Source organism: Rouxiella badensis, from assembly GCF_002093665.1.
Lineage (GTDB): Bacteria > Pseudomonadota > Gammaproteobacteria > Enterobacterales > Enterobacteriaceae > Rouxiella > Rouxiella badensis.
Genome location: NZ_MRWE01000015.1, coordinates 99347 through 118804 on the forward strand (window position 1 = coordinate 99347; position 19458 = coordinate 118804).

Consider the following 19458-nt stretch of genomic DNA (forward strand, 5'->3'; position numbering starts at 1 on the left):
TTGGCGGGGATTAATACTCGACCTGTGGGTCAAGATTAGCGCCATTAGACTGGATAACGTGCTGATACCAGACAAAACTTTTCTTCTTGAAGCGCGCGAGATCTTTAAGGTCTTTTTCATCACGATTGACGTAAATAAAGCCGTAGCGTTTGCCAATCCCCTGATGGGTGCTGACCAGGTCAATCGCTGACCACGGACAATAGCCGAACATCTCGACACCGTCGCTGACCGCCAGTTGCAGCTGTTCAAGATGCTGGCGCAGGTAGTGAATGCGATAGTCGTCGTAGACCTTATTGCCCGCCTCAAGCTTGTCGAACGCGCCGAGGCCATTTTCAGTAACGATCATCGGCAGACGATAGCGTTCATAGATTTCACGAGCCGTAATGCGAAAACCGACAGGGTCGATATACCAGTTAAACTGGTTTCTCTTCAGATAAGGGTTGTTCATACCGGCGTAAACGCTGGTGTCGATACCGGCCAACTGCTGGTCGACGGCTTTGGACGGCTCGCCGTGCTCGCGAACATTGGTGGACTCGTCAGCCCCCACCGTGGCCGAGGCGTAATAGTTAAAGGCGATAAAGTCCGGCTTACCTCGGCGCAGTAACGCCATTTCTTCGTCGGTTATCTGCGGCAAATAGCCTTTTTCTTCCATAAAGCTCCAGGCCACCGCGTTATAAACGCCATAGCACCCCAGATCAAGGTACAGCCAGTTGCGAATTGCGCTGAAGTTGTTGGCGGCCAACACGTCTTCGGGTCGTGCGCTGGCAGGGTAAACGCAGGAAATATTGGGCGCTGGACCAATCTTGGCATGCGGCAGCATCTCGTGGCAGACTATCATCGCTTTAGCCTGCGCCAGCATCATATGGTGGTTCTGCTGATACAACACCTTCTGCGGGTCAGGCGTCCCCGGCGGCAACGTGCCTATTACCTCGCCTTTGAGGATCATCATGTTTTGTTCATTGATAGTCAGCCAGTAATTGACCCTATCCCCATAGAGCTCAAAAGCCGTGCGGGAATAGCGCTCGAAGGCATCTATCGTTTCACGATTAGACCAACCGCCCTTCTCCTGCAAGGCCCACGGCAAATCAAAATGGTACAGCGTGACCAGCGGCTCTATCTTGTGCTGGCAAAGCAGGTCAATCAGGCGCTGGTAAAACGCCGCCCCTTTAGGGTTAATCTCACCGTTGCCCTGAGGAAAGAGTCGTGCCCATGAAATGGAAAAACGGTAGGTCTTCAGACCCAGTTCGGCGAACAGCGCCACGTCCTGTTCGAGGTGATGATAGTGGTCGCTGGTGACCTTGAAATCGCTGAGTTCGGCATCAAAAATCGCCTTATCTATCACCGACGGGCCTTTGCCGTCTTCGTTCCAGGCACCCTCGACCTGATAGGCCGAGGTCGATGCCCCCCAGAGAAAACCCTGTGGGAAAGGCTTGATACGTTGATGTTTCATGACGCTCTCCTTGATTGATGATTCTTCAATGCAGAAACTTCGCGATGCAAATAAATCAGCTCTTCGACCAGGTCGCGACAGAGCATGGCGTTCATCAGATGGTCCTGTGCGTGAACCAGTATCAGGCTGACCGGGATCTTGCCCGCGCCCTCATCGGCACCGATAAGCTGGGTCTGAATCAGATGCGCCTCGCGTGCCGCAGCCTTGGCTTCGGTGAGATGCTGATCAGCCAGCGGCCAGTCGCCTTTTCTCGCCGCACTCAGCGCCTCCATCGAACAGGAACGTGCTTCTCCGGCATGAATAATCAGTTCCATAACGACGTTTTCAAGTTCCATAATCAGTTATTCTCCACCGGTTGCAGACTGGGCTCTTCCTGCTCAAGCAGCTGTTTTTCATACATTTTGAAGAACGGGTAGTAGATAAGCGTCGAGACACAAATAAGCACGCCGACCAGAATAATCGCCCGATAATCCCAACCCGTAGACCAGGCGGCGCCTATTGGCCCTGGCGTGGTCCAGGGGGCGAGCGACACCACGTGGTTCACCAGACTGGTGCGCGTCGCCGTGTAGGCAATGACCGCATTAACCAGCGGCGCGGTAATGAACGGAATAAACAGCAGCGGATTCATCACTACCGGTGAACCAAAAATTACCGGTTCGTTGATATTGAACATGCTTGGCACCAGCCCCAGCTTGCCAATCGAGCGGAGATGCGCTGACTTGCTGCGCAAGTAGAGGAATACCAGCCCCATGGTTGAACCCGAGCCACCTACCACGATAAAGAACTGCCAGAAGGGTTCGATGAAGATTTGGGTCAGCGGTTGACCGGCATTGAGCTCCTGCTGGTTAATGCCCAGGTTGGTGAGCCAAAAGGCCTGCAATATTCCCCCGACGATAACGGCGCCGTGAATACCAGCAAACCACAGCAGATGACACAACAGCACGGCAATTAAAATCGCGGGTAATGAATCTGAAGCGGAAATAATCGGCGCAAAAATTGACATTATCGCCTGCGGTAATAACAGGCCAAACTGATGCTGAATAAAAAGGCTTAGTGGGAACAGGGTAATAAATATTGCAAGAATAGGAATTAACAAGTCAAATGACTGCCTTATTTTTGGCGGCACCTGCTCGGGTAATGTAAAGCCAATATTATGCTTTTGCAGGAAGTGCATTAATTCGGTGGAATAAAGGCTGACAAGAATGGCGGTAAATATCCCTTCCCCACCGAGTGACCCGACCGGCAGCGACCCATTATTTTGCGGCGAGGCAACCACCAGAAACGCCATTAACGACAGCATAGCCGCCATAAAGCCGTTCATCTTATAGCTTATTGCCAGATTGTAGGAGATAGCGGCGGCAATATAGACTGCCATGATGCCCATGGTCATATTGTAGGGCATCATGATTTGGTCGGTGTGCTGGGCGACCATGCCAAGCCACCACTGGGCAAAGGCCCACTGGCTGTTGGCGCTAAACGGCGGATGGGCGAACAGCAGCATAAATGAGCCGACTATCAGGAACGGCATGGAGGAGATAAAGCCGTCTTTGATGGCGACAACGTGGCGCTGACTCGACAGTTTCGCCGCAATAGGGCTAATCCTGTTCTCAATCACGCTGAATAATGACTCACTGAGTGTGCTCATTATTTTGCCTCATCTGAGGTGATCATTTTCAGCGTTTCGTTGAGGATTTTTTCGCCGTTCATCATGCCGTAGTCCATGGTGTTGATGACGGTAATCGGCTTGTTCAACGAGTCACAAACCTGCTTGAACTCAGCCAGTTTGTACTTGATCTGCGGCCCCAATAGACAGCAGTCATAATTCTGAATCTGTTCACTAAACTCATCAAAACCAATGGCGTTAATCTCAACGTCGATATTATTTTGCGCAGCATATTTTTCCATGCGCTGGACAAGCATACTGGTGGACATTCCGGCGGCACAGCACAGTAAGATCTTATTCATTTTTTATCCCTCGGCGTAGTGTTTAAATCAAAATATACAAGGCAACGCCGTTTCTGCAACCGGTTTCAGATTACTTAGCTTGATTTGTGATGGCGATCGCACGCGGGAAGCAATCGTTAAATATTAATGCCAACCAGATGGATTAATATCGCAGTGGGAATATTATTAAACGTAAGGAAAACGTTAAAACACGGCTAATAATAACAGAAGATATAAATAGTTATCGTCACCTATAAATGCGGGTTATTTATTGCCATTGCGTAAAGTCGCTCTCTTCGAATAACTTGTTAGTTCAATAAATAACAAGGTACGATAGTCCACTGCGGAATGCCGTTACGGGGAAGAAAATGAAGACCATGCTTGATGTTGCCAATAAGGCCGGAGTGTCCAAGGCTACCGTTTCACGCGTTTTGGCCGGCAACAGCTATGTAAGCAAAACGACCCGCGATCGCGTTTTCAAGGCGGTAGAAGAAATCGGTTATCGCCCTAATCTGGTCGCCAGAAACCTGGCAACCAGCAAATCGCAGAGCATCGGACTGATGGTCAGTAATACGCTCTATAATGGCCCCTACTTCACCGAACTTCTCTTCCAGACGGCGACGCTGACCGAAAGTTATGGTCGTCAGCTGATCCTCGCCGACGGCAAACACAGCGCCGAAGAGGAGCGTCAGGCGATCGAATTTCTGCTCGATTTACGCTGTGACGGCATCATTGTTTATCCCCGTTTCTTAAATTCAGGCGAACTGACTCAAATCATCGAACGCTCTTCGAAACCGATGATTGTGGTCAATCGCCGACTTGAACATAGCCCGCAGCACTGTGTGTACGCCGACCACCAGCAGTACAGCTTTAACGCCGTCAGCCATCTTATTCAGTGCGGGCATCGCGATATCGCCTTTATCAGCGGTATACCCGGTTCGCCGTCTGCAGACAGCCGCCTGCGGGGCTATCGTCAGGCGCTGGAGAAACATGACATTGCGTATCGAGAACCCTGGGTTGTTGCAGGAAGCTGGTCGCTGGAGAGCGGGCGCGAAGCGGCAAAAACGTTGCTCGCGCGCAACATCTCTTTTAGCGCACTGGTGGCGAGTAATGATGATATGGCGATCGGTGCGGCCAATCAGCTGCACGCGGTGGGAAAACGGGTGCCGCACGATGTCTCATTGATTGGCTTTGATGATATCAAGATGGCGTCGTATTTCATCCCGGCGCTCAGCACCGTTCGCGTACCGGTCGCAGAAATGATTGAAACCACGCTCAAACAGCTAGTCGATATGATGGACGGCCGACCGTTCGATGCCCTCCAGCCGTTCCCCGGCGAGCTTATCGTGCGTGACTCTAGCGGACCTGGGCCGCATCTTTAATCTTCAGGCGAAGCAAAATCTTCACCGAGCCATGCCCCTTTGCAAAACAGTCGCGCAGCGGCCAGGCTCTGCTGATGTCGTCCCGCAGGGTCGGCGGGAATTTGCACCATTTGCAGCAGCATGGCGGTGAAAAACTGTGCCAGCAGCGCGACGGAAATATCTTCTCTAAACACGCCGTTTTGCTGCGCTTCGGCAAAAATTCCCTGCACAATCGCCACCAGCTCATCGCGCGTTTTATGCACCGCAGGAAATACCAGCAGCGTCTGCTGGGTTTCACTCGGGTGTTGAGCAAGAAAATTCAGCAACTTGCGAAAGCTTAACGCCACGCGGTCCATCACCTGATTTTCGGGCACCCAGGCGTCAATTTTTAGCGTCTGCGCCAGCGAAAACAGCCGCTGGTTGAAGGCGTTCAGACTCTCATCGTTCAAGGATTCAGACATATTTTTCCGTCGGATGACTTATTGTTAACGTGCAGGTCCGCAACTTTATCCTATTTAATTTCATCCGCAAACCGCCCCCTTACTCGCTATTTCAATTAGCGCAACTTCATAGCAACTATTGTTGTTTTACTTCGCAACCCCCCGAATCCAATAATCAAAAGCATTACCCTCTGAGCTTAATATAAGGAAAAAAAGATGGGATACCGTTTAAGTTTGTTGGACAAAAGCCCTCTTGACGAACATGAGGATGCTGCCGGGGCACTCAAGCGCACGCTGGAACTGGCACAAAAGGCCGAACAGTGGGGTTATCACCGTTTTTGGCTGGCCGAGCATCACAATACCGACAAGCTTGCTATCTCCTCACCGGAAATTGTCATTGCGTGGATCCTTGCTCACACCCGCAAACTGCGGGTCGGTTCGGGCGGCGTAATGCTGCAACACTACAGCCCGTTTAAGGTCGCCGAAAACTTTAACCAGCTGGCGTCACTGGCGCCAGGCCGCGTCGACCTTGGCGTCGGCAAAGCGCCGGGGGGCCTGCCGCTGTCAACGCATGCGTTACAGTACGCGGTCAATCCCGAGTTGAAAGGTGACTTCGCAGAACAGCTAAAACTGCTGGACGACTGGCTTTCCGTGCCGGTCAGAGAGCAGAGCGGTGACACGCTTTCCGTTACACCTCAACCTCCACAGACCGCCTCGCGCTTCCTGCTGGGTGCCAGCGAAGAGAGCGCGAGACTTGCTGCACGACTGGGCTGGAACTTCGTGTTTGCCGCGCACCTCAACGCCGACGAGCGTGATATTTCCCGTGCACTTTCTGCCTATACCCACGACAGCAGCGGCCGTCGCGCTCTGCTAGCCGTGCCGGTGATTGCGGCCGACACCAGCGCACAGGCTAAGAAGTGGGTCGACGAAGGCCAGCTTTATCGCGTCATCGCCAGCGACGGCCAACGGGTCAACGTCGGCAGTCTGGAGCAGGCCGAGGCCTATATTCGCCAGTCGAAGGCCGCGTCGCACAAGATTGAGGAACGCAAATCGGCAGTGCTGGCCGGTACCGGTGAAGAGGTCCATCAGCAGCTCGAGGCATTGCAGGCGCAGTATGGTATTGAGGAGTTTGTGATCGATTCACCGGTTTCTCAGTCTCAGGCCCGTCTGCGCTCGCTCGAATTACTCGCCAGCGCCAGCGTGGCTTTGGCATAGGGAGCCGCTAATGAGTGAAATTATTCGCCAGGCCAATGAGTCAGACGCCGAAGCGCTGCACAGTATGCTGCAAAAGGCCTATGCCTCTCTGCAAGAGCACAATATTCATTTTACGATTACTCGCGCCAGCGTTGAGGACGTGCGCGAGGTTATCCGCAACGAAAGCACTTTCCTGTTGGAAACGGAGCTGGGAATAACCGCAACGGCTACGGTACGACTGCCCTGGACACCGCCGAAGAAGCCTGAGGCACCCTGGCCGTTTCTGCACTGGTTTGCGGTGAACGAACGCGCCAAAGGCAAAGGCTATGGCGCGAAGATTATCAGCTACGCCGAAGAGACCTTCCTGCGCGACCAGCTGAAAGCGCCGGCGGTTTTTCTGGCGACGGCGATACGCCATCCGTGGCTCACCACGCTGTATCAGCGCCGAGGCTATGAGGCGTTTCATACCGCCATCAACCCGCTTGGCGTTGAGTTGGTGTATCTGCGCAAGATTCTTAATCAAGAAATCTATGAGGCGCAGGAGCAGAAAGAATACGTTCGCACCATCGCCGACACGCGAGTTTTGGTATAACCGGTCAGCATAAAGGAAAAAATAATGAGCAAAAAAAGACAGTTACGCTTAGGAGCGATTATTCAGGGACCTTCGGGCAATATGTCGGCATGGCGTCATCCTGACGCGGTGGCCGACGCCAGCATCAACGTTGAGTTCGTTCAGGCATTGGCGAAGAAAGCCGAGCAGGCCAAGTTTGATTTTCTGTTTGTGGCCGATGGCCTGTATATCACAGAGCAGTCAATCCCACACTTCCTCAACCGCTTTGAGCCTATTACCCTGCTCTCCGCGCTGTCGCTAGTGACTAAGAAGATTGGTCTGGTCGGGACGCTTTCGACCTCTTATAGCGAACCCTTTACCGTGGCGAGACAGTTCGCCAGTCTCGATCATCTGAGCGGCGGCCGTGCCGGGTGGAACGTGGTGACCTCACCGCTTGAAGGTTCGGCGAAGAACTTTTCCCGCGATAAACACCCTGAGCACGACGAGCGCTATCGTATCGCCAGCGAATATTTACAGGTGACCAAAGGCCTGTGGGACTCATGGGAAAAAGACGCCTTTGTGCGTAACAAAGAAAGCGGACAATTCTTCGACCGCGACAAGCTGCATACCCTAAATCACCACGGTAAATACTACTCTGTACAGGGACCGCTTAACGTTGGCCGTTCTCCTCAAGGTCGCCCTATCGTCTTCCAGGCGGGTGCATCCGAGCAGGGTAAAGCCTTTGCCGCCGAGGCCGCCGATGCCATTTATACCCGTCAGGAAACGCCGGAGCTTGCCCGTGAATTCCTGCAGGACGTGAAACGTCAGTTGGTTGAGAAAGGTCGCGACGCCGATGATATCCGCGTGTTCCAGGGGACTAGCGTGATTATTGGTGACAGCGTGGAGGACGCCGAGGGCAAGTATCAGCAGACCGCGCAGTTGGTGACCGTTGACAAGGCGCTCGAGTATCTCGGACGCTACTTTGAACACTATGATTTCAGCCAGCATGAGCTGGATGCGCCGTTCCCGGAAATCGGCGACTTAGGGCAGAACAGCTTCCGTAGCACCACCGACGAGATTAAGCGCAATGCAAAAGCGCGTGGGCTAACGCTGCGTCAGGCCGCACTCGAAGCCGCCACACCGCGCCCTTCGTTCCTCGGCACGGCCCAAGACGTTGCCGATGGCTTCGAGCACTGGTTTACCTCCGGTGCGACCGACGGATTCATCGTCCGCGGCGGCACGCCAACGGCATTTGATGATTTCATCGAACAGGTGATTCCGATTTTGCAACAGCGTGGCCTTTACCGCACCGAATACGAAGGCAACACGCTGCGTGAGAATCTGGGATTGCGCGAGCCAGAGAACCAGTTCGCCAGGAATCAGGCAAAAACTCAGGAAAAAGTTACCGCGTAACCTTTTGATGCTCTGCCTCGCGTTACGACCTGGAGGCAGAGTTATTCCCGCTCGTTATTCAACCTCGTAGCTCAATTCCTTCTGAAACTTCTTGCGCAATACCCGACGTGCTCTTCTGAACGGGTAACCTTTCTCCTGTCTCTTAAGTCGACAGCGAATTGCCGCCCTTTCGACGGCCCTGACAGCTCGCTGCTGCTCTAGTCCCGAGCCTTCCTTGTCGGTATCGCCGTCAGTGATGGCGGGTGGTATTAGGCTCAAGATCTCGAGACCATAAAGCAGATTAAACATTCCCCCGCAGTCTGCCTCCCAACGAAGGGGCGTATTGATGTGAATTAACGCCTTCGCAGCCTGCTGTGTCACACCATATCCTGCCGTAGAACATGCCTCGCTGAGGCGATAAAATGTGACGTAATTACCGAGAGAGGCCTTTTTTGTCGGACAATAATATTCTGGAGGAGTTAACAGATAAACCCTGGCTTTATTATCACTTACCGATTCAATCCGTTTTAAAACATCGATTATATTAGCATCGATAAGCGCATCATCTTTCATAATTAGCGCCCATGGCAAAATAATTATCAACGCTTCATGAAATAAATTCCTCGCTTAGCGTAGCGCCATCAATGGCATAAAAAATCTCGGTTTCAAGCCCGATTTTTTGGCACTGCGTCAATAGTGCCGTTCTTTTCTCAAGGTCTTTTTAAGGCTAATAACAAACGCTTTCATTAATTTCATACTCAAGGTGCCAGCATGTAGCGTTCAATCTCCACACCTATTTTTTTGTTGTCTATGGATGATATGTTTTTCTCTTGAGTAATAATCTGTGTCGCCTGCGCATAATTAGGCGCCCAGACTTTATTATTAATAAAGCCACCTTCTAATATCGCGTTGGCATAAAGTGCAATAAGTGGCTTCTGATAACTACAGGCAAGGTGCACCCAAGAGGTGTCTGGCGTAATAATCAGGTCCGCCTGCTTGACTATTGCCGCCGCACTCAAGAAGCTCGTAAACGGACTCTTAATTGCCCGAGCGTCGAGCTTCAGTGACTCCATTAATGCAGGAGGGCCGATAATAATAATCACTGCATCAGGAGTCACCTGCTTAATTTTCTCGATAACATAGCCAAGCTGATGGTCGGACATCAGTCGCGTTTTGCAGGCCGCAAATGGATTGATAACAATCAGTTTTCCTGGCAAAAGAGGGGCCATAAACATCGTCACCGCGTTGGCTACGATGTCCGGAATCGTTATCTCGTAGCGATAATTTTCTGCGCTGAGCCCAAGCTTTTGCAGCACCGTCTTATATCTTTCGCTTACGTGTCTGTCGTAAAACGCATAGGGAATATTGACGTTATAGCGTTTAAATACCTCCTTGTTAAACCCTAAAGTGTATTTTGCATTAATAAGACTGACAAACGCATAATGTGAAGCCGATATATCATCACCAAAATCAAGCAACAGATCGTATTGTTGGCGGCGTAACCTGCACACCGTTTTCAATACGCTGCTTTTCTTGCTGGAGTGTGAAAAAACCTTTCCTGCAAAAGACGCTGCCTGATAAATAAAAGCGTTATCCTTGCCTGTCACAACATCGACAGCATAACCCGCGCGCTCTAGCGCCTTGATCAATCCACTGGCAACAATGGAATCGCCAATCTTGTTGTCTTCACGTAATATTAAAATAGTTTTAACGGCCTGAGGGTTAAATAAATCTTGTTTAATTATCAGGAAATCAAAAAACTGCGAAGCCACTCTAATCTTCCATCTCTTTTGAAAAGCCAGCCTAGCCATGTTCATCTTCTTTATTTTCTTTAAATTCATGATAATTTCCAACCCACGGGAGTGCACCCTGCCAAAACAAAAAAACCGGCAGGATAATATTTAATAAAATTTAAATTTTTAGAGGGGTTTATGGGGCCAATATTACTTGGGTCGTTTTTTTAATACCCGAATATAATACCCGCATTGCGGCGAGGATCAATGAAATGAGTTTTATAAAGCAACAAACCCCGCAGGTGCGAGGTTTGGCTTAATGCGTACAACGTTGTCAAAGACTTTACATCATTGGCTTGATGTTCTTGTGAATTAACAAGTTCGTCTTCTCATCCAGCGGAATGTCAGGACAAGCACCGCAATAGCCAATCAGATACCAGTGCCCATCCGCACATTTTTCTGGACAGACTTTATAGCGTTCGTTTTGCACGCCATAGAGCTCTGCTTTTGCCTGAGCGAGTTCGCCTGAGTTATCTCCGCGAAAGAACAGGGAAAACTGGTGATTTTCATCGACATGTTTTTGTCCATGGCGGCTGCCGCCCAGAAGCAAATAATGGTATTCAGACATTATTTCTCCTCCTCCTAGCAATTGATTAAATGTCGTTACAACCCTTTTTCGCCTGATGCAAAAAACATTTGGAACACACAATTTTGAGGGGCCATCTACGCGCCTAATTTCAGAGACAGCGCCAATTGATGCCCTTCTTAAAGTATAGGACAGATCACAGTTGCTATGAGGTCTTGCGTGACAAACGTGATACAGATCACGCATTAATTTTGTACAACTAATTTGCTCAGTAAGCAAGCAGCTTGAGGGGTGTGGAATGATATTTTTTCAAGAAATCAAAGAAGCGCTAATGCCTTGAAAGTCTTGCCTGTTGGCAGCAATACAAATACGTCTTCGCGTAATAAGTAAAGTTTAGCCTGTTGCTGCCCTAGTGTAACGGTGAAACGATAAAACGGCTTGATTCGGACAAAATGTGGCAAAACTGGCTGTAAAGGGGAAAATAGTGCTAAACGGACATTGACGGGGATGACGGCAAACCCGAGGAGATTAAGATAGACCGGTGTTGGGCATAAAAAAGCCGTAGAGCAAGACAGCTTCAATAAAAATGTTAATGTATCTTGTGCGAAATGCCCATGGACTGCTTTTCGTCGCCATGTTCACCAGCCTGCTGAGTGGCTTTAGTAACGCTTCACTGGGCAGCGGGAAAACCACGCTGGCGAAAGTGTTGGTCGGTCTTTACCCCCCTCATCTGGCCGACAGAATCATTAAACTCGACGCTGGAAAGATTACCGAGGATAGAAATCAGTGAGCTATTTTTCACAATCCGGCTATGAGGTGCGCCTCGAATGGGGTATTGCCGCCGTCGAAAATTTGGCGCACGAGGTGGATTGCATTGTGATTATTGACGTGATGTCATTTTCAACCTGCGTGAGCATCGCCTGCGACCGCGGTGCCTTGCTGTTTCCTTATCCGTGGAAGGACCAGTCTGCGCAGGAATATGCGCGGCAAAAAGACGCCGAAGCGGCCCATGTTGACCGTCGTTTTTCCGGTCCGGGGTATACACTCTCCCCGCAGTCGCTGCTGAAACTGAGCGCAGGAAACCGACTGGTTTTGCCTTCACCCAACGGCTCGGCGACGACCTTCAAGGCTAAAGCCGTCGCTTCTGCCTCCACCGCCCTATTCTGTGGCAGTTTGAGAAACCTCAAGGCAACGGCGCGTGCCTGCCTTGGCTTTTCGAGGATTTTGCTGGTGCCGTGCGGCGAGAGATGGACCGACGGGAGTTTACGTCCGTCGCTTGAGGATCTCACCGCCGCGGGCGGCATCATTGCGCATCTGGCGGGCAAAACGCCGTCCCCGGAAGCAGAAGCTGCGGTGGCGGTATATCGAGCAACGCCGCTCGACCGTCTTCGTGAGTGCGCTTCCGCGCAAGAGTTAATTGAGCGTGGCTTTGCCGCTGACGTCGACCTGTGCCTCGAGCCCGACGTCAGCGACTTGGCCTGTCAGCTGGTTGATGATGCCTTCGTTGGTATCTCCGACGGCAAAACGCGGCTGATTTCAGGACCATAGCCATTAACCGTCAGCTCGCCGGCCTTGAGCTCGACCCTCGCAAACGGCAACCTGTCGGCACCGTCAACCATCCCCTTAAGGGTGATAAAGTCGGTCTTGCCTATCCGCACATAGTTACCCTCATGGTCATGACCGGCGAAATAAGCGCGAACCCCATAGCGACACAGCAAATCAACCAGCTGGTCGCAGTTCCAGAGATTGTGTTTATTTTCCGGTGCCAGCGGGTAATGACCGAAGACCAGCACGGTCTCCTGTAGAGCCTGAGCTTCCTGCAGGGCCTGCTCTATCCAGGCAAGTTGCTGGCTGCCCACGGCACCGTTCCAGCTCTGCGCCTGCGGACGCTGCTGGTCAATCAGTTCATTCAGAGCCTGTTGCGCTTTGTGGCGCTCCTCGCCGTTGCCTTCATTGCAATAAAGACTTAGATCGTTGCCGTCGATGACGATAAAACGGTATCCCGGTTGACTAAACTGGTAATAGCTCTTGGGCAACCCAAGCACCGGCGTCTGCTCAGCCAAATATTCAGTAATCACCTGCGCGTCGTGATTGCCGATAACCACCGCATGCGGATGGCGCAGCGCGTCGTAAACGGGCAGCACGGCCGCAAAGCTTGACCAGTCGCGGTCAACCAAATCCCCCAACGTGACCACAAACTCCAGGCGATGATCGTTGAGCTCGGTAATGGCCTTGGCGAGCTTGCACAGGCTGTTGCGATAAAAACGAGGATGACTGACGCCCGGCTCGGCGTCGGCGTACTGCGGGTCTGCTATCAGTCCAAAACGCAGCGTGGTGCTGGAATGCGCCACTTCTGCCAGTTCGGGCACCTCATAAAGTGCGGCGACGTGGCCCAGAATCTGGCGCTGTTCGGCGGTAAGGGAAATAGTCATAATCGTTCTCCTGCTTAGCGAATGCCGGCGCGCATGAATGACTGCACGAACTGACGTTGGAATACCAGAAACAGCAGCAACAGCGGCAAGGATGTCATGATGGTGGCGGCACCTATCAAGGCCCACTGCACGCCCTGTTCAGGGGCAGAAAACAGCTGAAGCCCGACGGTCAGAGGGCGAACCTTAACCGAATCGGTAATGACCAGCGGCCACAGAAAATCGTTCCAGTGAAAACTTATCGAAACCAGCGCGAAAGCAATGTATATCGGTTTGGCGAGCGGAATATAAATCCGCCGCAGGATATAAAACCGGCTGGCACCTTCGACGATCGCCGCCTCTTCGAGCACCAACGGAATACTTTTAAACGTCTGACGTAGCAGGAAAATTGCAAACGCCGAAGCAAAGTAAGGCAGTGCGATGCCTAACAGGCTGTCGCGCAGGCCCAGCGCGCCGATAGTCTGGTAGTTATTGAGAATCAGCACGTCGGGACTTATCATCAACTGCAGCAAAATGAGCGAAAATATAATCCCCGCGCCCTTGAGGCGAAAACGCACCAACGCATAGGCCGCCATTGTCGCCAGAATCAGTTGACACACTACAATCATCAGCACCAGCAGCGTGGTATTAAGGAAATAGCGACCGAAAGGTGCGGCCTGCCAGGCGTGCACAAAGTTCTGCATGGTCAAAGGCGCCAACAGCGAAAAACTGCCCTGCTCCGAGGCTGGGTGGATAGCCACCCACAGCGACAGTAGAATAGGTAAAAACCACAGCAGCGCCGCACAACAAATTGCCAGATTAAGACACAGGCGAACGTAGGAAAAGGGACGCGCCGGAGATACCGTCATCGTTAAACTCATTGATAATGCGCCCTCTTGTCCAGCAGGTTGAACTTAATTAGGGCGATAGCGCCCAAAATAACCAGTAAAACCACCGTCATTGCCGACGCTGACGGCAGGTCCCAGAAACTAAACGCCGTGCGATAGATATAAAATAGCAGCAGGCTGGTGCTGTTGTCCGGGCCGCCGTTGGTCATGGCAATCACCTGGTCGACGATGCGAAAGGCATTCATCGAGGCGTTAATCAGGATGAACAACGTGGTCGGCATCAGCAGTGGCCACTGAATACGACGGAAGAAATAGGCGCGTGAAGCCCCTTCTATCTCCGCGGCTTCAGCCAGTCGCGGGTCAATCTGCTGTAATGCTGCCAGATAAAAAATCATGAAAAATCCCGCCTCACGCCAAACCGAGACCACCATCAGGCTATAGAGCGCGGTGCCCGGTTCGCCAAGCCAGTTGACCGCTGGCAGCGAGAAAAATGACAACAGCTGGTTAAGCAGCCCCAGCTGCGGGGTATAAAAAAACAGCCAAAGATTGGCAATAGCCACCATCGGTAGCAACGAGGGAATGAAAAAGGCGGCGCGGACCAAGGCATTGCCTCTCAGGCGGCGATTCACCGCCAGCGCCATCATCAGTGCCAGCCCGACGGCCAGCGGAATGGTAATGACCGCGTAAAGCAGATTATTGCGCAGCGATAACATGAAGGTGTCGTCGTCCAGCAGCGCGCGGTAGTTATCCAGCCCGACAAAGTGGGCCGGATGACCGCCGCGAGCCGCGCTAAACACGCTTTCCCAAACCGTTGCCAGCGCCGGATAGTGGGTAAAAAGCAGCAACAACCCCAGCGCAGGAAGTATCAGCAGATAGCCATAGAGCGGGAGAGACAACCCTTTGTTGCGGGCTATCGGGGCAACGGTATGCAGCGTGCTCATCTCAGTGCCCTTATTGATAAGACTTTAGCAAACGGTCGGCCTGCTTCTGTGCCGAGGCGAGGGCTTCTTCAGGTGATTTAGTCTGCGTGACCGACGCCTCGATGGCGTGGTTGAGCAACTCCTGAATCTGCACGCTGTTATAGGTTGAGAGTTCCGGCTGCGAGTATTTGAGTTGCTCGCGTGCGACTAACGCCTGAGGCACTTTCTGCACGTAATTTTTCATGATGTCAGTCTCCCAGGCGGCCGGAGACGTCGCCACATAGCCGGTCGCGATGCTCCAGCGAGCGGCCTGTTCAGGCGCAGAGACCCACTGAATAAATTCCAGTGCGGCTTTTTGCTGCGCTGGAGTGCCATTTTTGAAGATATACAAATTGCCGCCGCCGGTCGGGCTGCCGCGCTGGGTTTTCTCAGGCAGCATGGCGACGCCGAACGGGAATTTAGCGTTGTCATGCACCGTCGTCAGGTTGCCGGTCGTCGTGACCATCATTGCCGTCTTGCCGTCGATAAAGTCCTGCGGTGTGGTGCCCCAGGCAATGGCCCCCTTCGGCGATACGCCATCTTTCTGCTCCAGATCGGTCAACCAGTGCAGCGCTTCAACGGTGGCAGGGGTATTAAAGGTGACCGCCGTGCCTTTGCCGTTGTCCAGACGTGCACCATTAGTCGCCGCGATACCCTGGAAGTTCCAGTAACCGTTTGGTGTTGAAGGAATTTCAATGCCCCATTGTTTGACGTCGTTGCCGTCACGCACGGTCAGTTTCTTGCCGAAATCGGCCACTTCCTGCCAATTTTTAGGCGCGGCGTCGGCGTTAAGCCCCGCCTTCTCAAAAGCCTGTTTATTCCAGTACAGCACCACCGTTGAACGCTGGAACGGAATGCTCCACACCTTGCCGTCAATGTGACGAATAAAGGCCGGGTAGAATCCGTCAATCCATGCCTTACCCGCTGCGCCATTCGCCAGGTCGCTCACCGGCACAATGGCACCGGCGTCAATCAATGAATAGGCTTCAATATCGCCGATTACCGCCATCTGCGGCGCATTGCCTCCACGAAACGCGGTCAGTGCCTTAGTCACCGTGGTCGCATAGTCACCGGTGTAAACCGGCTGAATGCTGACCTCAGGATGAGTTTTCTCGAAATCGGCAACCAGGCCGTCAACGGTATGGCTGATTTTCCCGCCGACGGCTATCGGATAATACATTTGCAGTTTAACGGTATCGGCCGCGAAGGCAGAGGTCGTAGAAAGCAGCAGAACCGCGGCAGCCAAACGTGATAAGCGCATTGAAACAGGCATGGTTTTCCCTTCAGTAAGTAAAAGTAAAATCAAAAATAAGCCCTTAAACAGCGAGTTTTTCTTCCATCGCCAGCACGTTTTCTTCGACGGGATAACAGCGTTTGCCGTTGGCGGTAGAGAAGAAATATTGTGCCGATGTCAGCCAATGTAGCCCGACAATGCTCCCTTCGTTGAGAGGGCACATCCCCGGAATTTTTACCGTTAGCGTGGCCTGGCACTGCGCAATCTTGCACACCACCAGCGTGTCGGACCCCATATATTCGTAGCTCAGCACTTTGCCTTTCAGTTCGGTACTGTCTGGCGCACAGAGCTGAATATCCTCCGCACGCAGCCCGAGGCTCAGCGCAGAAAGCGCATAATCCTCTACAACGGGCACGCGCAGGTCGCCCAACTGGTGCTGCGCCTGTTTGCGAGTCAGCGGCAGAATGTTCATCGGCGGTGCGCCAATAAATTGGGCAACGAAAACGGTGGCGGGATTGTTATATAGGTTGTCAGGCGTGTCCTGCTGCTCGATGCTGCCGTCGTTGAGCAGGATAATCTTGTCGGCCATGCTCATGGCCTCGGTCTGATCGTGGGTAACGTAGATAAGGGTCAGGCCCAATTTCTTCTGCAGCGCACGTATCTCGCGGCGCATGCTCTGGCGCAGCTTGGCATCAAGATTAGACAGCGGTTCGTCCATCAGACACAGCTTGTTATTGGCGATGACCGCACGCCCCAGCGCCACGCGCTGCTGCTGCCCACCCGAAAGCTGAGACGGCAGTCGGTCAAGCAGCGTATCCAGCTCCATCAGCCTCGCAACTTCCTCCAGACGTGAAGCAAACTGACGTTTGTCCTCTCCACGCGCCTTAAGGCCAAAAAGCAGGTTTTCGCGCACGTTGAGGTGAGGAAACAGCGCATAGGACTGGAAGACCATCGACAGTTTGCGCTGCGACGGCGTTAGCCGCGTCACGTCTTGCTGCTGGAGGTGAATAGCACCCTTGTCGGCAAACTCCAGTCCGGCAATGGTGCGTAGCATGGTGGACTTTCCGCAGCCGGAAGGCCCGAGCAAGGCAACGAACTCCCCCTCTTTAACCTCAAAACTGACGTCATTGAGTGCAGTCTTGCTGCCCCAAACCTTGCTGATGTTGTGAAGTGACAAATAGCTCATGAGGCTCTGCATCTCTGCAATGAGTGATTGGCATAAGCTAGCGAGTCGAGATGACCTTTTTATGACGGGGAAATGACGCTTAGGCGAAAACGTCAGTCTCCTGCCAACAGGCGCGGGAGACTGACAATGGGGAGTTTACTTATTCAATAAACTGATAGGGTTTAAAGAAGTCCTGACCCAACCAGGGATACTGGGTCGGCACCGTTTTCAGGCGTTTACGTTTGTAGCTTGCCGCCGAATTAACGTCGCCTTTGCCGCTGTAGACCGCATAAAACGGATAAGGATACACCGGGCGCGAAGCCGCCCCCTGAGCCAGCGTTTCAAGCGTGATCCCTTGGCTTCTTGGCGGCACAGCCTGCGGTGCACCTTTGCCCGGCGCGCCACCCGGCTGGCCGAAGCGGGTGGTTGCCTTCTGCGCCGCCTGATAGCTGATAATGACGTCGGGGGCGATGCCCTGCTCCACCCAGTTCATCATCGGGCTAATGAGGTCCATCTGGCTTGGCCCTTCCCCACCCGAACAGTGGTGCATGCCGGGGAACAAATACAGTCGCTCAAACTTATCGCGGGTTGCGCCACCCATCGTGTCCGCCAACGCCTGATGATAAGCCAGCGTGTTGGCCGGTGAAATATGGCCGTCCGCCCAGCCGTGCCAGAGAATCAGCTTGCCGCTCGCCTCGTAGAACGCTTTCAGGTCTGGGTTGGTCGCGTCATACAGTGGATGCAGTTTCGCCAGCTCGGACAAGCCGACTTTATTGAACTGCACGTCGTTGAGCGTGAGGGTTTTCGACGGATTCTTCACATAAGCCAGATATTGCAGGGTGTTCAGCGCTATCGTCTTACTGAAGTTAGGCGCATCGGCCGTGGCGGGTATAAAGGAGGCGCCCCACGCCAGTTCTGATCCCGGCATTGGGCCACCGACAATCAGTTTCTGACCGCTTTGCGGGTCTTTCGGCCCTTCGTATATTTTACGCAATGCGGTAATTTCAGCCTCGGAGAGACAGTTCTGCGTGTCCTTGCTTCCCGCTTTGCAACTCAGCACCTGAGGGTCGAAATGACAGCTCTGCGGGTCGGAGATCAGACCATCAACCTGCCCGTCTTCGGCGTCACACTGTGCCAGCACCGCGTTGTGGATGAGCGGCAAACGCGAGGACAGAATGACAGGTTTGCCCTCGGCACCGGTGTTGGCCAGCACCAGCCAGGCGTTGAATATCGCGTTTTGCACCTGAAGGTTCATGGCCGGTGCACCGGCGATAATACCGTTGAAATCGTCAGGATAGCGCTGCGCTTCCATCAGCGCTTCGCGTCCGCCGTCAGAGCAGCCGTTAAAATATGAATAACTTGGACCGCGACCATAATAGGCGGCGATCAGCTGTTTGGAGACCAGTGCGGTGAGATGCTGGGCGCGATAGGCAAAGTCGACGCGCTTTTGCGCAGAATTGCCAAAGGCGTCGTCATCCATGCCGTGGCCCATATCGGTGGCACCTATCACAAAGCCGTTTGCATTAAGCGGCGTACAGCCTGCCGCAGCTCCAACCTCAGTTCGGATGCTCCCGCAAAGGCCACCGCAGCCAATCTGCATATAACGCTGTATCCAACGGGTGGTTGGCAGCATGACCCTAAAGCCAACAGCCGGGCTTAACACACCGTCAACCTGGCAAAATGTGCTGCCATTGGTCTGCGTTTCTTTCGCCGAGATAATGTGGCTTCCCTCTCCACCGAGGGCAGTAAGGTCGGTTTTAGTCAGTGCCGAACAGTCGATGACCGATTTTACCGCAGGCAAAATAAGTCCGGCAGGCGTCAGACTTGTTACAGCGGCAGCAGGTTGATTTGTTACATGTTTAGAGGGGCCAGAGGCAGGCACGTTTTGTTGTGCAGCCTCGGTCATTGTGACCAAGGTAAACAATGAAAATACCGCGACACCTTGCCAGAGTCGAGTAAAGCTTTTTGAAATCATTAAACCCCTTCCTTTTTGGGCCAACTAATTAGAAATCAATACTAAGAGCTTTGAAACAAATTAATAGTAGACCTTTATAGGCAACAGGTAATTTTTTTAGTCGGGTATGATACAAAATGTGTATTGATAACTCATGGATAAATCTCGAGATTCATTAAAAATAATCTTTATCTTTACTCCTTAATATTTAATAATCCAAAATTTTCGATTTCTTTACAC

At 52.5% G+C, this 19458-nt stretch carries 20 protein-coding genes; 6 read left to right on the plus strand and 14 right to left on the minus strand.

The window, feature by feature from the left end:
• Window positions 1–10 precede the first annotated feature (10 nt).
• Genes BS640_RS10895 through BS640_RS10910 form a run of 4 tightly spaced genes read right to left on the minus strand, consistent with a single transcriptional unit; the run spans window position 11 to window position 3415 of the window.
• On the minus strand, window positions 11–1450 hold the full coding sequence (locus tag BS640_RS10895; protein WP_084912558.1) for a glycoside hydrolase family 1 protein: 1440 nt from the start codon (window positions 1448–1450) through the stop codon (window positions 11–13).
• Complete coding sequence (locus tag BS640_RS10900; RefSeq protein ID WP_084912559.1) at window positions 1447–1785, minus strand: PTS lactose/cellobiose transporter subunit IIA; 339 nt, start codon at window positions 1783–1785, stop codon at window positions 1447–1449. Before BS640_RS10900 ends, BS640_RS10895 begins: the two co-directional genes overlap by 4 nt.
• A gap of 2 nt (window positions 1786–1787) precedes the next feature.
• On the minus strand, window positions 1788–3095 hold the full coding sequence (locus tag BS640_RS10905; RefSeq protein WP_017490835.1) for a PTS cellobiose transporter subunit IIC: 1308 nt from the start codon (window positions 3093–3095) through the stop codon (window positions 1788–1790).
• Window positions 3095–3415, minus strand: coding sequence for a PTS sugar transporter subunit IIB (locus BS640_RS10910; RefSeq protein WP_017490834.1), 321 nt, complete (start codon window positions 3413–3415; stop codon window positions 3095–3097). Before BS640_RS10910 ends, BS640_RS10905 begins: the two co-directional genes overlap by 1 nt.
• Before the next feature lie 347 nt (window positions 3416–3762).
• On the opposite strand from BS640_RS10910, the gene BS640_RS10915 reads away from it, so the two are divergent.
• A complete protein-coding gene (locus BS640_RS10915; protein ID WP_017490833.1) occupies window positions 3763–4776 on the plus strand; it encodes a LacI family DNA-binding transcriptional regulator in 1014 nt (337 codons plus the stop codon).
• On the opposite strand, the gene BS640_RS10920 is transcribed toward BS640_RS10915, so the two are convergent.
• Window positions 4773–5216 carry a hypothetical protein gene (locus BS640_RS10920; RefSeq protein WP_017490832.1) on the minus strand — a complete coding sequence of 148 codons (444 nt, stop codon included), beginning with the start codon at window positions 5214–5216 and terminating at the stop codon, window positions 4773–4775. The two genes, BS640_RS10915 and BS640_RS10920, sit on opposite strands and share 4 nt — an antisense overlap.
• A gap of 195 nt (window positions 5217–5411) precedes the next feature.
• Between BS640_RS10920 and BS640_RS10925 the strand changes: the two genes are divergently transcribed.
• The 3 genes from BS640_RS10925 to BS640_RS10935 are packed head-to-tail and all read left to right on the plus strand — an operon-like array spanning window position 5412 to window position 8352.
• Window positions 5412–6410 (plus strand): LLM class flavin-dependent oxidoreductase, encoded by a 999-nt coding sequence (locus BS640_RS10925; RefSeq protein ID WP_017490831.1) that lies wholly within the window; start codon window positions 5412–5414, stop codon window positions 6408–6410.
• A 10-nt stretch (window positions 6411–6420) separates the two neighbouring features.
• Complete coding sequence (locus BS640_RS10930) at window positions 6421–6981, plus strand: GNAT family N-acetyltransferase (protein WP_017490830.1); 561 nt, start codon at window positions 6421–6423, stop codon at window positions 6979–6981.
• A gap of 24 nt (window positions 6982–7005) precedes the next feature.
• The gene (locus BS640_RS10935) at window positions 7006–8352 is read left to right on the plus strand and encodes an LLM class flavin-dependent oxidoreductase (protein ID WP_017490829.1); all 1347 of its coding nucleotides are present in this window, start codon (window positions 7006–7008) and stop codon (window positions 8350–8352) included.
• A gap of 54 nt (window positions 8353–8406) precedes the next feature.
• Here the strand turns inward: BS640_RS10935 and BS640_RS10940 are convergent, their stop codons facing one another.
• The 3 genes from BS640_RS10940 to BS640_RS10950 form a co-directional block, all read right to left on the minus strand.
• On the minus strand, window positions 8407–8904 hold the full coding sequence (locus tag BS640_RS10940) for a hypothetical protein (protein ID WP_084912560.1): 498 nt from the start codon (window positions 8902–8904) through the stop codon (window positions 8407–8409).
• Between the two features lie 185 nt (window positions 8905–9089).
• Window positions 9090–10172, minus strand: a complete 1083-nt coding sequence (locus BS640_RS10945) for a glycosyltransferase family 9 protein (protein ID WP_084912561.1) — start codon at window positions 10170–10172, stop codon at window positions 9090–9092.
• 235 nt (window positions 10173–10407) lie between these two features.
• Entirely contained in the window at window positions 10408–10692 is a 285-nt protein-coding gene (locus tag BS640_RS10950; protein ID WP_017490825.1) for a hypothetical protein, read from the minus strand.
• Window positions 10693–11242: 550 nt separating this feature from the next.
• Here BS640_RS10950 and BS640_RS10955 point away from each other — a divergent pair.
• Together BS640_RS10955 and BS640_RS10960 are read left to right on the plus strand one after the other, a co-directional pair.
• Window positions 11243–11440 (plus strand): hypothetical protein, encoded by a 198-nt coding sequence (locus tag BS640_RS10955; protein ID WP_084912562.1) that lies wholly within the window; start codon window positions 11243–11245, stop codon window positions 11438–11440.
• Window positions 11437–12198 (plus strand): 2-phosphosulfolactate phosphatase, encoded by a 762-nt coding sequence (locus BS640_RS10960; protein ID WP_084912563.1) that lies wholly within the window; start codon window positions 11437–11439, stop codon window positions 12196–12198. Before BS640_RS10955 ends, BS640_RS10960 begins: the two co-directional genes overlap by 4 nt.
• On the opposite strand, the gene BS640_RS10965 is transcribed toward BS640_RS10960, so the two are convergent.
• The 6 genes from BS640_RS10965 to BS640_RS10990 all read right to left on the minus strand — a co-directional run bounded on the left by BS640_RS10965 (window position 12132) and on the right by BS640_RS10990 (window position 19239).
• Complete coding sequence (locus tag BS640_RS10965) at window positions 12132–13082, minus strand: metallophosphoesterase (RefSeq protein ID WP_017490822.1); 951 nt, start codon at window positions 13080–13082, stop codon at window positions 12132–12134. The two genes, BS640_RS10960 and BS640_RS10965, sit on opposite strands and share 67 nt — an antisense overlap.
• Before the next feature lie 14 nt (window positions 13083–13096).
• On the minus strand, window positions 13097–13939 hold the full coding sequence (locus tag BS640_RS10970) for a carbohydrate ABC transporter permease (protein WP_241528205.1): 843 nt from the start codon (window positions 13937–13939) through the stop codon (window positions 13097–13099).
• Complete coding sequence (locus tag BS640_RS10975) at window positions 13936–14847, minus strand: carbohydrate ABC transporter permease (RefSeq protein ID WP_017490820.1); 912 nt, start codon at window positions 14845–14847, stop codon at window positions 13936–13938. Before BS640_RS10975 ends, BS640_RS10970 begins: the two co-directional genes overlap by 4 nt.
• A 10-nt stretch (window positions 14848–14857) precedes the next feature.
• Window positions 14858–16138 carry an ABC transporter substrate-binding protein gene (locus BS640_RS10980; protein WP_084912565.1) on the minus strand — a complete coding sequence of 427 codons (1281 nt, stop codon included), beginning with the start codon at window positions 16136–16138 and terminating at the stop codon, window positions 14858–14860.
• Window positions 16139–16181: 43 nt separating this feature from the next.
• Window positions 16182–17285 (minus strand): ABC transporter ATP-binding protein, encoded by a 1104-nt coding sequence (locus BS640_RS10985; RefSeq protein ID WP_084912566.1) that lies wholly within the window; start codon window positions 17283–17285, stop codon window positions 16182–16184.
• A 139-nt stretch (window positions 17286–17424) separates the two neighbouring features.
• Window positions 17425–19239 carry a tannase/feruloyl esterase family alpha/beta hydrolase gene (locus BS640_RS10990; RefSeq protein WP_084912567.1) on the minus strand — a complete coding sequence of 605 codons (1815 nt, stop codon included), beginning with the start codon at window positions 19237–19239 and terminating at the stop codon, window positions 17425–17427.
• Window positions 19240–19458: the final 219 nt, after the last annotated feature.